This is a genomic window from Guptibacillus hwajinpoensis (genome assembly GCF_005144865.1).
GTDB lineage: Bacteria > Bacillota > Bacilli > Bacillales > Guptibacillaceae > Guptibacillus > Guptibacillus hwajinpoensis_A.
Genome location: NZ_SWFM01000001.1, coordinates 853,546 through 867,822 on the forward strand (window position 1 = coordinate 853,546; position 14,277 = coordinate 867,822).

15 protein-coding genes are annotated in these 14,277 nt (G+C 38.7%); 10 read left to right on the forward strand and 5 right to left on the reverse strand.

The window, feature by feature from the left end:
• Nucleotides 1–36: 36 nt before the first annotated feature.
• From FBF83_RS04270 to FBF83_RS04285, 5 genes are all read left to right on the forward strand, one after another.
• Nucleotides 37–1,311, forward strand: coding sequence for an NCS2 family permease (locus tag FBF83_RS04270; RefSeq protein WP_136945874.1), 1,275 nt, complete (start codon nt 37–39; stop codon nt 1,309–1,311).
• 454 nt (nt 1,312–1,765) lie between these two features.
• On the forward strand, nt 1,766–2,608 hold the full coding sequence (locus FBF83_RS04275) for a polysaccharide deacetylase family protein (protein WP_240687967.1): 843 nt from the start codon (nt 1,766–1,768) through the stop codon (nt 2,606–2,608).
• Between the two features lie 58 nt (nt 2,609–2,666).
• The gene (locus FBF83_RS21105; protein WP_240687968.1) at nt 2,667–2,792 is read left to right on the forward strand and encodes a DUF6254 family protein; all 126 of its coding nucleotides are present in this window, start codon (nt 2,667–2,669) and stop codon (nt 2,790–2,792) included.
• A gap of 67 nt (nt 2,793–2,859) precedes the next feature.
• A complete protein-coding gene (locus FBF83_RS04280) occupies nt 2,860–3,066 on the forward strand; it encodes a heavy-metal-associated domain-containing protein (RefSeq protein WP_136945876.1) in 207 nt (68 codons plus the stop codon).
• 159 nt (nt 3,067–3,225) lie between these two features.
• The gene (locus FBF83_RS04285) at nt 3,226–4,032 is read left to right on the forward strand and encodes an ATP-binding protein (RefSeq protein ID WP_136945877.1); all 807 of its coding nucleotides are present in this window, start codon (nt 3,226–3,228) and stop codon (nt 4,030–4,032) included.
• Here FBF83_RS04285 and FBF83_RS04290 read toward each other — a convergent pair.
• The gene (locus FBF83_RS04290) at nt 4,029–4,877 is read right to left on the reverse strand and encodes a YihY/virulence factor BrkB family protein (protein WP_420875108.1); all 849 of its coding nucleotides are present in this window, start codon (nt 4,875–4,877) and stop codon (nt 4,029–4,031) included. The two genes, FBF83_RS04285 and FBF83_RS04290, sit on opposite strands and share 4 nt — an antisense overlap.
• A 336-nt stretch (nt 4,878–5,213) precedes the next feature.
• Nucleotides 5,214–6,251 (reverse strand): LCP family protein, encoded by a 1,038-nt coding sequence (locus FBF83_RS04300; protein ID WP_136945880.1) that lies wholly within the window; start codon nt 6,249–6,251, stop codon nt 5,214–5,216.
• A 261-nt stretch (nt 6,252–6,512) separates the two neighbouring features.
• Here FBF83_RS04300 and FBF83_RS04305 point away from each other — a divergent pair, with 261 nt between their 5' ends.
• From FBF83_RS04305 to FBF83_RS04315, 3 genes are all read left to right on the forward strand, one after another.
• A complete protein-coding gene (locus tag FBF83_RS04305; RefSeq protein WP_136945881.1) occupies nt 6,513–8,165 on the forward strand; it encodes a PAS domain-containing sensor histidine kinase in 1,653 nt (550 codons plus the stop codon).
• A gap of 123 nt (nt 8,166–8,288) precedes the next feature.
• The gene (locus tag FBF83_RS04310) at nt 8,289–9,326 is read left to right on the forward strand and encodes a YecA family protein (protein WP_169525171.1); all 1,038 of its coding nucleotides are present in this window, start codon (nt 8,289–8,291) and stop codon (nt 9,324–9,326) included.
• 306 nt (nt 9,327–9,632) lie between these two features.
• A complete protein-coding gene (locus FBF83_RS04315; protein WP_136945883.1) occupies nt 9,633–10,301 on the forward strand; it encodes a DNA alkylation repair protein in 669 nt (222 codons plus the stop codon).
• A 37-nt stretch (nt 10,302–10,338) separates the two neighbouring features.
• Here the strand turns inward: FBF83_RS04315 and FBF83_RS04320 are convergent, their stop codons facing one another.
• The gene (locus tag FBF83_RS04320) at nt 10,339–11,124 is read right to left on the reverse strand and encodes a CAP domain-containing protein (RefSeq protein WP_136945884.1); all 786 of its coding nucleotides are present in this window, start codon (nt 11,122–11,124) and stop codon (nt 10,339–10,341) included.
• Nucleotides 11,125–11,430: 306 nt separating this feature from the next.
• Nucleotides 11,431–11,985, reverse strand: coding sequence for a signal peptidase I (lepB, locus tag FBF83_RS04325; protein ID WP_136945885.1), 555 nt, complete (start codon nt 11,983–11,985; stop codon nt 11,431–11,433).
• 169 nt (nt 11,986–12,154) lie between these two features.
• On the opposite strand from lepB, the gene FBF83_RS04330 reads away from it, so the two are divergent.
• Together FBF83_RS04330 and FBF83_RS04335 are read left to right on the forward strand one after the other, a co-directional pair.
• Nucleotides 12,155–12,823 carry a haloacid dehalogenase type II gene (locus FBF83_RS04330; RefSeq protein ID WP_136945886.1) on the forward strand — a complete coding sequence of 223 codons (669 nt, stop codon included), beginning with the start codon at nt 12,155–12,157 and terminating at the stop codon, nt 12,821–12,823.
• A 240-nt stretch (nt 12,824–13,063) separates the two neighbouring features.
• A complete protein-coding gene (locus tag FBF83_RS04335) occupies nt 13,064–13,399 on the forward strand; it encodes a hypothetical protein (protein WP_136945887.1) in 336 nt (111 codons plus the stop codon).
• Here FBF83_RS04335 and FBF83_RS04340 read toward each other — a convergent pair.
• The gene (locus FBF83_RS04340; protein ID WP_136945888.1) at nt 13,394–14,227 is read right to left on the reverse strand and encodes an STAS domain-containing protein; all 834 of its coding nucleotides are present in this window, start codon (nt 14,225–14,227) and stop codon (nt 13,394–13,396) included. The genes FBF83_RS04335 and FBF83_RS04340 overlap by 6 nt on opposite strands.
• Nucleotides 14,228–14,277: the final 50 nt, after the last annotated feature.

Here is a 14,277-nt window from a genome sequence, read left to right on the forward strand (position 1 = left end):
GGTGGGAGAGGGAAACACAAGTAAGAAGGGAATAAAGTGAAAAAGAAAATTGATTTTGATTTTCAGGCTCACGATACTTCACTGAAGAAAGAAATTCTTGCAGGCATTACATCATTTTTTACAATTGTTTATATCGCAGCAGTAAACGCGTCAATCCTTGCTGATGCAGGAATTCCTTTCGAAGCAGGAATGATTGCAACTGTCCTGACGTCAGTGGTCGGCTGCCTGTTAATTGGCTTTTATGCAAATGCCCCCATAATCCTAGTTCCAGGTATGGGCGTGAATGCATTCTTTACGTATACTATGGTTAAATCGATGGGACTGAGCTGGCAGGTTGCGCTCGCTTCTGTTTTCGTAGCTGGAGTGCTCTTTGCGATTACAGCTTTTACACCTCTTGCAGGTGTCCTGTCGAAGGCAATACCACGTTCGCTTAAAGAAGCGATAACAGTTGGCATTGGGTTATTTCTTACCTTTATTGGACTACAAAAAGGTGGCATCGTTGTTTCAAGTGAATCAACGTTCGTTGAAATGGGAAACTTAGGTTCCGCTCATGTTATTGCAGCGCTTGTGACACTGGCATTAGCAGCTATTCTGTTTATTAGAAATGTCAAAGGACACTTTTTGATTAGCATGCTTGCAGGCACAGCTTTAGCATGGTCACTTGGACTAATTGAAACAGGGAAACAAGAGAGCTTCTCTTTCTCTTCATACGGATCAGTCTTTGGCGCGATGTCATTCGACGATATTCTTCTCGTTCCATTCTGGATCGCCACATTCTCAATGGCCATGATCCTAGTGTTCGAGAACATGGGACTCCTTCATGGACTGCTCCCAGATCAATCCAAGTTTGATAAATCATACAAAGCGAATGCCATCTCTGCTATATCATCTGGTCTGTTCGGCACAAGCCCTACTGTCTCAACAGTCGAAAGCGCATCTGGTATTTCAGCTGGAGGTCGAACAGGACTAACATCCATCACAACAGGATTATTGTTCTTAACGTCCCTATTCTTCATTCCGGTTTTTAAGATTATTCCAGACTCAGCCATCGCGCCTGTACTCATCATAATAGGCGGATTAATGATTACATCGATTCAGAACATCTCACTACAGGATTTCTCCGAAGGATTTCCTGCGTTCTTAATCATCGTCATGATCCCCCTAACTTACAGCATCGTAGACGGCATCGCATTCGGCTTCATCGCCTATCCATTCCTCAAAATCGCACTAGGAAAAGCAAAAGAAGTCCCAGTCCCTATGTACATCATAGCAAGCCTATTCTTCGTAAATTTCTTTTTACATGGGATCTAGAAAAGCGGAGACGAGCGTTTAGAAACGTAGATATTGGAGCTCTTGAACTGGAACACGTTCTTTGTGTTCCGGTGAAAGAGTGAAATATCGCAGTTTCTGCGAGTCGCAGCTGGATCTCACGAAAAGCGGAAGTGGCCGATTAGACCCGTCAGGCACTGGAACCCTTCAATTTGAACACGGTCTTTGTGTTCGGATTGAAGGGTGAAGTGACAGAGGGTCTGGCCACTGCAGCTGGATCTAACGAAAAGCGAAAGTGGGCGTTTAGGTCTGACAAGCGCTGGAGCTATTCAATTTGAACACGGTCTTTGTGTTCGGATTGAAGGAAGGCGCCGATTAGCCACGACAAGCGTCAATTAAACATCTCTATATAAAACCTCCACAAAATTTGTGGAGGTTTTTTCATCTCTGTCTCTAAGCCCATATCTTGTATGATATGATTTCACTGGTGATGCAAATGTATAAAATAACAGCTTTAATACTCTCTATACTTATATTATCAGGGTGCCAGTATAAATCAGTTATGTTACATAGTCCTTCAACAAATAAACCCATTATTAGGAAGATTCCCTCTGACATTCCTTATTCTAAAACACAAATAGCAGAGATCATGGCCTCCTATGACAACCGCAAGCCTTCAGAATGGGGCGAGCGCGTAACAGGTGTGCTGAATAGCTTTGAAACATCAAAAAAAGAAATCGCATTAACTTTTGATGCGTGTGGCGGTCCACACGGAAGTTCAGTAGACGATGAACTCATTACTTATTTAATAAACGAGAAAATTTCATCAACCCTTTTTGTGAACGGACGTTGGATTGATGAGAATACAACACTTTTTAAAAAGCTTGCAGATAACCCTTTATTTGAAATTCAAAACCATGGTACACACCATTTACCTTTATCAGTAAATGGTCAATCAGCATGGGGCATTACTGGTACTACATCAGTTGAGGAAGTTGTCGCTGAAATGAAGAAAAATGAGAATAAAATCGCAGAGTATACAGGTACTAAACCAACTCTATTCCGGTCAGGCACGGCATATTATGATGATATTGCTGTTGAAATTGCTAATGAACTCGGTATTCAGATTGTAAACTATACTATCTTAGGAGATGCAGGTGCTACTTTTACCAGTGATGAGGTTAAACAAGCTCTCATTAAAGCGAAACCTGGTGATATAGCCCTTCTACACATGAATCAACCTGATAGTGGAACAGCAGATGGGCTGCAACAAGCAGTCCCAATTCTTCAAAAAAAAGGTTACTCTTTTGTGCAACTCCATAACCAAAATTTGCAGTGATTAAGCTCAAGCTGAAATGGTCACCTTAATAATGATTCATTTAAAGGGGTGATAAACGATGAGCCAATCCAAAGGACAGCGTGAAAGACAATTCCGTAAACGGAAAGAAGCACAAAATCCTCACGGTAAAATTAAATCATTAGAGCAACTTTCTAATGAGACACCTCCAAACAAAACGGAATAGCTTAAGATTAAACTCCCCTTTTTAAGGGTAAAGTGTTTTTTAGTAAGGTTGAAGGGAGTTTAATTTAATGAATGAAATGACAGTATCTGTCTCTGGAATGAAGAGTGAAGATTGTATACAACGAATTGAGTCTGCTCTTCTCTCCTTAAACGGAATAGAACGGGCACTCGCAGATTTGAAAGAAGAATTGGTAACGATTGTGTATGATGAAGAAGCTGTTGAGGTTTCTGCAATCATGCAAACAATTGAAGAGGCTGGCTATCAACCAGTATAGAGCATTTGAGCCTGCAGTTGCAGGCTCTTTTTTTCTGTTCCACAATCACACTTTTTTCTACAAAAAAACATTGAAAATTTTCCATAAACATTCAATCTTCGCGTTTTGAGGATGGTAAGGTATAGCTATAAGGATATGTAGATGAAAGGGGTGCAGTAAGTGGATCAATCCCAATTTAAAATTGGTGAAACCTTATTCATTACTCCAAATAACAATTCGAAATCGTTTTCTATAGATGAGTATGAAGACGTACTCAAAGAACTTGCAACACTTTCTTATGAGAATAAAAAACTCACAATGGTGAATCAACTCGTAGCGGGCTTAGCACATGAAATTCGAAATCCATTAACCATCATGAAAGGTTTTCTCCAACTGATAAAACCTGATTTAGATCGATTGCAAAAAAGTGATATCGCTGATCTCCTTCTCTCAGAAATCCATCGAACAAATGGGTTAATTGAAGAGTTTCTGAATGTAGCACGCCCAAAGGAGCAGACGTTAGAAAAAATTAGTATTGTCCCCTTCTTAAGGAACATCTTGCTCTTATATCAAAGTGAAGCTACATTAAACCAATGTACGTTATCTACTAACCTAAACAATCTTTCTCAGCCCTTCTTTGTCATGATTGATCCTGGACAGTTGAAACAAGTGATTCTCAATATGATCAAAAACAGTATAGAAGCGATACGATGTGCAGATCAAGAGAATGGCGCAATTTCGTTATCAGTTTTTAGACGATTGCATACTATTGATATCCATATTCGTGACAATGGTAGCGGAATGGATGACACGACTAAGTCCAAGCTATTTCAACCTTTTTTTACAACAAAGAAGAAAGGAACAGGTCTAGGCCTATTCCTTTGCAAGCAAATTATTCAAAATCATCGAGGTACAATAAAGGTAAAAAGCAGTCCCATGCTCGGAACTACTTTTTTAATCCAGCTTCCTATAGTTTCAGCAGATTAAAACCCGATTTGATTACTTTCTTCCGTTGTTACACCATTTCTTCTTTTATGAAGAAGAGCATTAACTTCTCCACCAACAAGAAGAATGATGCCGGTTAAATAGAACCATAACATAAGAATAATCACTCCACCAAGGCTACCATATGTTGCTGAATAATTTCCGAAGTTGCTTACATAGAAAGAAAATGCCAAGGAAATAATCTGCCAACCAATTGTAGCGACAATCGCACCAACAAAAACCTCCTTAAATGGAAAATTCTTATTTGGAGCAAAATGGTAGAGCGCCGCTAGTATGCTTGCCATAATAGCAACAGCTAGCACCCAACGAAGTACTCTGAAAAGTATCTCAGTTGATTCAGGTAAATTTAGTGCTGTTGTCATCTCGTTAATAATGACATCACCAAATACTGGTAGGACAAGAGTTACAATAAATACAAGTATAAATCCAATTGTAAGAAGAATTGATAACAGACGAGCCTTAATGAAAGATCTTGTTTCATCAACATCGTATGCCAGATTAAGAGCTCTCATAAGAGCCATCATACCATTTGAAGCAGACCACAGCGTTCCAAGAATACCTACCGTTAATAGACCTCCCTGAGGTTCGCTAATAATCGATATTACGTTATCCTGCAAAATGCTTCCGATTTCTCCTGGTGCATATTTAGTAAGAAAATCGATAGCTTGTTGCTTGTCAATCGACAGGTATGGAAGAATCGATAACACTAATATTAATAGAGGAAAGATAGAGAGCATGAAATAGTAAGCAAGCTCAGCAGCAAGACTCGTAACACGATCCTCTCCAATCTCTTTCCCTAACTTCTTTGCAAATGAAATTCCAGTCATTAGCATTATTCTCCTTTCTTAGTTCTCTTATTCCCTTCCCCTAATAGCTTTTAGGTAATCGTGAAAAAGAAAGGTCTTTCCTAGAAAGTTGTTGTTTTTTGAAAGAGGTTTTGGATTAAAAAACCACATTTAGCTGATTGGAGCGGAAGGTACTCGACTCCTGCGGGATTAGCGGGACAGGTGAGACCCCACAGGCGCGCCTTAAGCGCGCCGAGGAGGCTCACCGCCCGCCCCGCGGAAAGCGAGCATCCTGGAGCGGAAATCAATCAACACTTAAAGAAACATGGTCTAAGAAAACAGCAAAAAAGCAGACTCTCAAGAGTCTGCTTTTTCATCCTATGGTGTTGTTTCAGTTTCTTGATCGTCCATCGCATTCATTTGATCGTTTTGTTCAACCATCTGATCAGTTAAATTCAAATGACTTTGCAACTCTGTTTTAGCTGTCGTTAATGACTGATTGTCTAATTGAAAATAATAGGTTGAACCTGGCTGATAATCATACCCTGTTAACTGAAGCTGTTCAATTGAATCTAATTTAGAAATGAATGGGTATAAACCAAGCGCTTCTCTAAAAGTAAAGCTCATTGTAAGGTTTTCACCAATTCGATCAACAACATCACCGTATTTAGGAACAGATGAAAGTGAGCTTACTTTATCAATAGCTGCTGTAATGACTTCCATTTGTCGTTGACCTCGTTTTAAATCAGAATCCGCTTTTCTTGTCCTAGCAAATGCTAAGGCCTCTTTCCCATTCAACGTTTGTTCCCCTACTTCAAGGTCGATTTTTCCTTTTGACTCTTTGTAGAGTTGATCAGCAATCAATTGTTCTTTAATCGTTATATCGATTCCACCGAGTTCGTCAATAACCGTTTTAAATGCTTTGAAATTCACTCGAACGACCTGATCAATTGGAATCCCCAGCAATCCTTCTACTGTTTTGAGTGTTAAATCAATACCACCATATGCATGAGCATGTGTAATCTTGTCCATGCCCCTTCCAGGAATTTCTACATATGAATCTCTAGGAATGCTTAGAAGTTTCATCGATTTATCATCCTGATTAAACGTGGCAACCATAATCGCGTCACTTCGTCCATTTGATGAATCTTTTGTATCATCAACACCTAACAATAGCACTGAAAAGTGATCTTTCCCCATGTCAACAGCGCTATTTCTTAGATCTGATTGATTTCCACGAGTAGGCTGCATCATAGATTGATCGGAAACGCTCGACACTTTATAGTAAAGATAACCACCGTAGCCAGCAATACCTACGATCGTAAATAATAGAATAAATAACGTTATTCGCAATAAGCTTCGTTTCTTCTTTGGTTTATATCGACTTTGACGGTTCGACGTAATTTCTTCACTCATAAACTATTATCTCCTTCAAGTAGTCTCTCCTTCTTCCACCACATTCATAAACCATTCGTAGTGCAGGTAGGAAGATAGACGGTCAATATTCATAAGAAAAGTAAGGAAAATTAAGTGTGTTAATAGTCCTAGCTATAAATGTACCACCTTTTTTCGCTACTTTCTACCTAAATTTTTTTCCATACGTCTCATGTCATTTTGTAAATCCAATACGACAACTGTAGAATAGGGAGAGAGGCTAAATAGAGAGGACAAAACGTCTTGCAAATTCAAACAAGATCAATACCGTGGATTATTATTGGGAACTATTTTCTTTTCGGTTCCTTGTGGATCTTACTTTCTGATACATTACTTTATAATTTATCACATGATTTCTTATCAAATAGACAAATAGGCATTTTTAAAGGATGGTTTTTCATTCTTCTAACCTGTGGTTTTCTTTATTTTCTCCTGAAACACCTACTATCAAAGAACCAGGAGATGGAAAAGCAGTTAATTGAGAGTGAGGAACGTTATAGAAGACTTGTGGAATCCTCGCCTTACGGAATATCCCTTATGCAGAAAGGTAAAGTTAACTACACGAACCAAACCGGTCTTGATATCATTGGCATTCCTACACTCGAAGACCTTCACAAAAAACAACTATCGCTTGTAGTAAATCCAGAGGATACGAAGCGGATTAGAGCGATACTCCAACAAATGGAAGCAGATCCAAGCAGTGAGCCACAAACTGTAGAATATCAATTAGTTCGTTCAAATGATCAAATTATTGATGTGGAATCAACGTTTATTCCTATTATATTTAAAGATGAGGCTGCAACCATTATCCAGACAAGTGACATCACGGAAAGAAAGAGAGCTGTCAAGGAGCTGTGGGAAGCCAAGCAACTAATCCAAGCTATTATAAGCGCCTCACCAATCGCTACCCTTGCACTCGACATGGAGGCTAACATACGTCTTTGGAATCCAGCTGCTGAGAAAATATTTGGTTGGCGTAGTGACGAAATTATAGGTAAAAAGAGCCAGATCGTTCCTGAGGGGGAGAAAGACATTACGATTCCCGAAATCATTGAACATGGTCATATTGTTAATAAAGAAGTGAGAAGAAAACGGAAAGATGGTTCACTTGTTTATACAGCTTTGTCGACCGCCCCTATACAGGATAAAGACGGTAAGATTAATGGGATTATGGCAGCATTTATGGACATTACTGATAAAAAACAAACAGAAGAAGCTCTTTTGAAAACAGAGAAACTCTCAGCAGTTGGCCAACTTGCTGCTAGCGTAGCACATGAAATCCGCAACCCACTTACATCCGTAAAAGGGTTTATCCAGCTACTGGAGCAAGATGAATCTGTTTCCGATAAAGCACCTTTCATCTCAATTATGTTATCTGAAATTGATCGAATGGATTCAATTATTAAAGATCTTCTCATTCTTGCAAAACCGCAGGCAGAGCGGTTATCATCTTTTAGAATTGACACCCTTCTTTCGTATGTTGTGCAATTGCTCAGTACACAGGCATCTCTCTATAATGTATTTTTCATAAAGGACTTTTCAAATGAAGATTACCAATTATTCGGTGAAGAAAACCAACTTAAACAAGTATTTATTAATCTAATTAAGAACGCAATAGAATCAATGCCACTAGGCGGAAATGTTACTTTGAGATTATCAAAGGAAGAAGATGTAATCATCGTAAAGATTGAAGACGAAGGTGTTGGCATTCCACAGCACAAAATTAAAACACTAGGTGAACCTTTTTATACAACAAAAGAGGAAGGTACAGGGCTTGGCCTCTTATCTAGTTTCAAGATTATTGAAAATCATAATGGGTCAATCAAGTTCGATAGTACAGTAGGTATTGGAACCACTGTAACCGTTCAATTTCCCGTTACAAAAGAGGAACAATAGACCAGTACTTCTTGAAATGAAAGCCTGGTTTGGGAACATTTTTTGTGCTTCCCTCCATTTATATGCTAAAATATCATTCGTCTCTTATTCTCGAATAAGGTTGACCTGAAGGAGGAAGCAACATTGCAAAAAACAAAGCGAAATGATCCCTGTCCATGTGGCAGCGGCAAAAAATATAAAAAATGCTGTATGACATCTGAAAATGCACAGGATCAATTAGTAGAACAGCTCTACACACAGGAGCTATACACCATTCAAGCACAGCTAGTTGAATATGCTATGAGTGAGCACGACCAAAAGATGGTGTCACTCGCAAATGATTTGTTCAACCGGTATGACATCCCAGAAAATCTCGAAGAAGCCTATATGCACGGTATCTTCCCTTGGGCAATCTTCCACCAGGCAGTAAACCAGTGGAATAAAACAATTGTGAAAGAATACATTCAGCTCTTCTCACATTCCTTCTCATCCGACAATGTTAAAGAAACAGTTAACAACTGGCGAGAAGCGTATATGTCGATTTATACGGTGGAAGAAGTATCAGGACACACTGCAGTCGTAAAAGAATTTAGTTCTGATCAGCCAATTAGTATCCTCTTGCATGAAGAAATGATTGTTTCTAGAGGAGAAAGCTTAGCAGGCATACTGCTCCCTGTCAAAAATGGAGCAATGCCATTTATCGAGCTTCTTAAAATTGACCCTGACGCTATGAGAATGGTTGAAGAAAAGCTCGAGAAACAAACTTCAACAAATGGCGTGCGTACAATGATGCAGAGCGACTTCCCAGAAATCTTAAGCGAAATCGTGAAGCATGGAAATGGCTCAGACGAATCTGATGAATCAATTGACATGATATGGTCAAGAAAAGAAGATGCTGAGATTGCCAAATTGTTGACTGAAAACGTTAGTGACGAATTTTCTCATGATCAAATTAATGAGGTGCTTACATTCTGGAAGCAATATAGCAAAGAAGAAAAACCAGTTGTTCGAAAAGCATCAATCTTTGCTGCATCACTCGAATACTTAGGTGCTAAAGTCTATGGTTTATCTGCGAGTCAAAGTGCACTTGCCAAGAAATATGGCACTTCGGCATCCAGTATTTCAAGTAAATATAAGGCATTTCATGAACGGTTTGTCCCGTCTGTAAAATCAACTGTATGATCACTCGAATGTAACGAATTGTAACAATGAAGTGGTTTTATGTAATGCTTATCAAAAAAAACTCATAATAGCCGATTGAAACCTAAATCCTGCTATACTGTAGTCAATCCAGACAAGCTTTCTCTCAACCCGGAAAGCACACTGGTATTCCAACAATTGATAAAGCAGTACATCCCTTCCCTCCCCCGGGAAACCTCCTTATTCTAGTAGCGAAAGAGGTGCGTCTATTGACGCGCCTCTTTCTATGTCTTTTTAACACAACTTCATCTACTTCTAGTGTAAAATAATGGATGGAGGTGAAAATGGATGATAAACACGACAACTATACAAACCGAACTTCTTTCATTTAAAAACCCAATTCAGGCTAAAAAAATGGAAAAGTACATGCGAAATCAGTTCCCCTTTCTTGGCATCAAAACACCTGAAAGGAGAAAAGCTGTAAAACAAGCAATTAGAAAACATGGATTTCCTGATCATCATAACTTACAAGTTTTACTCTACAACCTTTGGAGTTTAGATGAACGAGAATATCATAACGCCGCTCTCGATTTGCTAGGTTATGTAAAAGAGTTCCCTGAAGGGTATATTGAAATAATTGAAGACCTGATCACCACTAAATCTTGGTGGGACACTGTCGATAGTCTCGCAGTTCAAAGTGCAGGCACCTATTTTAGACAGTACCCTAACAAAATAAAAGCGATAACCGAGAAATGGATTACGAGCCCTAACCTCTGGTTAAACCGAAGCGCAATTATCTTTCAAATCTCTTACAAGTCTGATACTGATTTCGAGCTACTTAAACGCTATATCCGTCTCCATTCTCAGTCCAAAGAATTTTTCCACCAGAAAGCGATCGGGTGGGCTCTAAGAGAATACTCTAAGACTGAACCTGCAGCGGTTGAAAAGTTTATCAAACAAGAAGAACTAGCACCACTCAGCAAGCGTGAAGGACTTAAAAGAATCAACAAACATTAGAAAAAACCCATCCTATTTGGATGGGGAAAGTAATCTATTATTTACCGATAAATTGTTGTGTCCAGATGTTACCTTCTTCAACATAGCCTACACCAATATGAGTAAAACTACCGTTCATAATATTTTTGCGGTGACCTTCACTATTCATCCATGCATTGACTACTTCTTCAGGTGTTTGTTGCCCTTTAGCAATGTTTTCACCTGCTGTTTGATACTCAACACCAAACTGATTCATCATATCAAAAGGTGATCCGTAAGTTGGGCTATTGTGTGCAAAATAATTATTATCTCTCATGTCTTCAGATTTTGCCTGCGCTACTTTACTCAATTCAGAATCTACTTCTAGTGCAGGAAGTCCTGCTTTTTCACGTTCTTGATTTGTAAGATTAACAACTTGTTGTTCAAATTCAGATAGAGAAGATTCCTGCTTTGATTGTTCTTTATTAGGCTCTTGTACTTCTGGCTGAGCTTGTTTTGATGGAGCTGCTTGCTCTTTTTGCTCTGGCTGTGCTTGTTTTGATGGTGTTGCTTGCTCCTTTTGCTCTGGCTGTGCTTGTTCTTTAGCAGGAGCTTGCTTCTGCTGTGGCTGTTCAGCTTGTAGCTGCTGTTGCTGAAGCTGATCCAAACCTTGAATAGAAATATTGTATTGTTTCTCAAATCGTTCAATAATCGATTGGAATTCGCTGATGTTCTTAACCTCAAACGTATGAGCCTTCACTTCTGCGTGAAACTGATTGTCACCTGTGCTCGCAGAACTTGTAGTTGGATTTGCTGCCAACAGGGCCGTTGCCGCTGTGACACCTAGAATAATTGATTTTTTCAATGTGATTCCTCCTAGTTGGTGAAATTTCTTACAACACGAGATTATCACAGGAATACTAGTTTAAAAGACCGTAATAACTTCCTGTAGCGGAAATCCATTCCAATCTTCTCCTTAATAAAAATACGATTATATTTCTCACTAACCCTTACTAGACTAGGCTATATAGTCATGTCCTTAACCAAAAACAATAGCTTCTTAGATGGAAACACTTCCATATTATAGGTGAAAAAAGACGATTAACGTTCCATTTCAACTGTTTCAAAACGGTAACAAAAAAGAAGAGTGTAACACTCTCCTTGTCATAGCTTATTTCGTTGATCGAACATCTTTGAACGGAAACCACACCACTTCCGCTTTACCAACGACTTCATCAAGTTCTATTTTACCAAGACCATTTCGGCTATCCATACTTCTTAAGCGATTATCTCCCATAACAAATAATTGATCCTCGGGTACATTCACTGGACCAAAGTCTTCCGTTAAATGCATTCCCATCGTCTCTGCATCACTACGATTACTAGAAAGGTAAGGTTCATTAAGTTCCTCGCCATTTACTAGTAATTTGTCTTGTTTCATTTCAACCGTATCACCAGGCAATCCTATCACTCGTTTAACATAATGCTTTTCAGCTTCTACATCTTTAATAATGATAATATCTCCACGCGCAGGTTCATCTTGTACATATGAGATAAATTTATTAACTAACAGACGATCACCATCATGCAAAGTTGGATCCATCGAAGCACCTTCGACGATATATGGAGCAACAAAAAACATTTTGATGACGAATGCGAGAATTATTGCAAATAGTAGAGGAGTTCCCCATTCTTTTAGCCAATTCGATTGTGATTCAGTTTTCATGTTATCCCCCTCAAGTTCTATCCAGTATTAACATTTATTCTAGCATCATTTTCCTATATTCACCAGCGAATGTACCACCGACAATCTGCCCATTTTGAGCAAAAAAGTTTATCCGCTTCCTTATTTATGGAACACTTAGTTCAGTTCACATTTTATAAGGAGGAATCAGATGAATAACGTAAAGGCTTTTGTATTTGATGCATATGGAACTTTATTTGACGTATTCTCAGTTACAAAAAAATGCGAAGAACTATTCCCAAGTAAAGGTGACCAGATTAGCCAAACATGGCGTCAAAAACAATTAGAATATAGCTACCTTAGACAAATGATGGGGAAATATCGTCCATTTTCGACTGTGACTCGCGATGCACTTCGCTATGCGGTAGCTGATGCTGGTGCAGAGTTAAGTCAAGAAAATGAAGAGACGCTCTTGGATGCTTACAAAGAGCTAACGGTTTATAAAGAGGTTCCACAAGTACTTAAAGAATTAAAAGAAAAAGGAATGACCCTAGCTATTTTTTCTAATGGGTCACATGACATGCTAGACCCATTAGTGAAACAGTCACCTCTTGCCGATTATCTTGATCACATTATTAGTGCTGATGACATTCATCAATATAAACCAACACCAGCTTCCTACACTCATGCTCTCGACTCACTTGAACTTAATCGAGAAAACATTCTCTTCATGTCTTCAAATGGTTGGGACATATCAGGAGCTAAGAACTTCGGATTTCACACCGCATGGATTAATCGAAATGAAAAGCCTGTTGAGAAATTGGCTCTCGAACCAGATTCAATTTACTCCGACTTAACCGGTATTAATAGCTGGGCGTAAGAGATATCCTACATGCCACGATATAAAAAGCCTGAACGAATTTTCGTTCAGGCTTTTGTATCTAACAAATACATGTAATCCCATTATCGTTCTTCACCAAGAACACTACTTTCTTCCTACCCTTATTCTATTAACTTCCCATTTTGTACCCATTGACCATCTGATTCGTTAGCCGTATAATCAACACATTACAGCGTTTATATACTAAAATCTGATAGAAAGTAGCCAGGTATTCGAACTATGATGAAGGTAAATATTCCGATTCAAAAAGAAATTATTCGTTATCAGGAACAGCTTCACCTTTTCCGAATTTCGATCCAGCATCTCCCAACAAACATGCCAACAGACAATGTTACAAGAGCCTGGTGTAGAGATGTTGCATTGAAATTAGCGGAAACTCAGTCACTTGTGGATCACGTGTTTAAAGTAAAGAAGCTCCCATATCGGAAACTCGCTAAACAATTTCTTTTTCGAGTAAGTATTCTTAAACGACATAGCAATTATATTCTAGCTCTCTTTCTTCTCAAGCATGGTGATTATCAATTGCTTCATAAACACCTCAATCATATTCTATAGAATGGCTTTAAGGGCTTGGTGTAGGTGAGCGTAGGTGTGTACATTCGTGAAGTCGATACCTAAATTAACAGCAGTCTGTGCTATTTCAGGACGAATTCCCGTAAGAATGGATTCAATTCCTGAGAGTTCAAGCATTTTAATCAACTGAAATATTTCGTTGGCTACCATTGTATCCATTACCGGCACACCAGATAAATCAATTACGAGATAAGATAGCTGCAGTGCAGAACTTTGCTCGATTCCCTTACTCTGTATGAGCGCTGCTCTGTGCGTATCAACTGTACCGATTAATGGCAAAACTCCAATTTCTTTTGAAACAGGAATAATAGGAACACTTAATTCAGATATTTTGGTTTTCTGAGCTGATATTTGTTCTTCGTTTAACTGATTCGTATAAACTGTAACCTTATGAAGAAGAAGATCGAATGATTTATTCATATAACTTCCCCACTCAGCAAGTCGACTTGCTTCAATAAGCTGATCTTCTTGTGCGCTAAATTCTACCATCACATCCCAGAGAATTTGTCTTAAATACGTTAAACTCGCAACTGATTGTTGAAGGGAAAACGTATGATAAGCAAAGATTTCGACAATTCTCCCTGCCCATTCCTGCACATCACGACTATTGGATTCAAGAAAAATCATTTGCTTCACGAAATCTGAGCAAAACGCTTGGATTTCTTTTTTTAATTCAGGTACTTGAAGAACAGCAGTATCTGTCGCTTCCTTCTCATCAACAAGTTTTTGTAATCGTTTTGTCCATTTTTCGCCGATTTCTTCAAGACGTTCATGAAAATAATCAACATACATACTTTCTACTTTATCCATTGTCACGTCTCCTATTTAAGATTGATAATTTATTGTTTCCCGAAACCAAC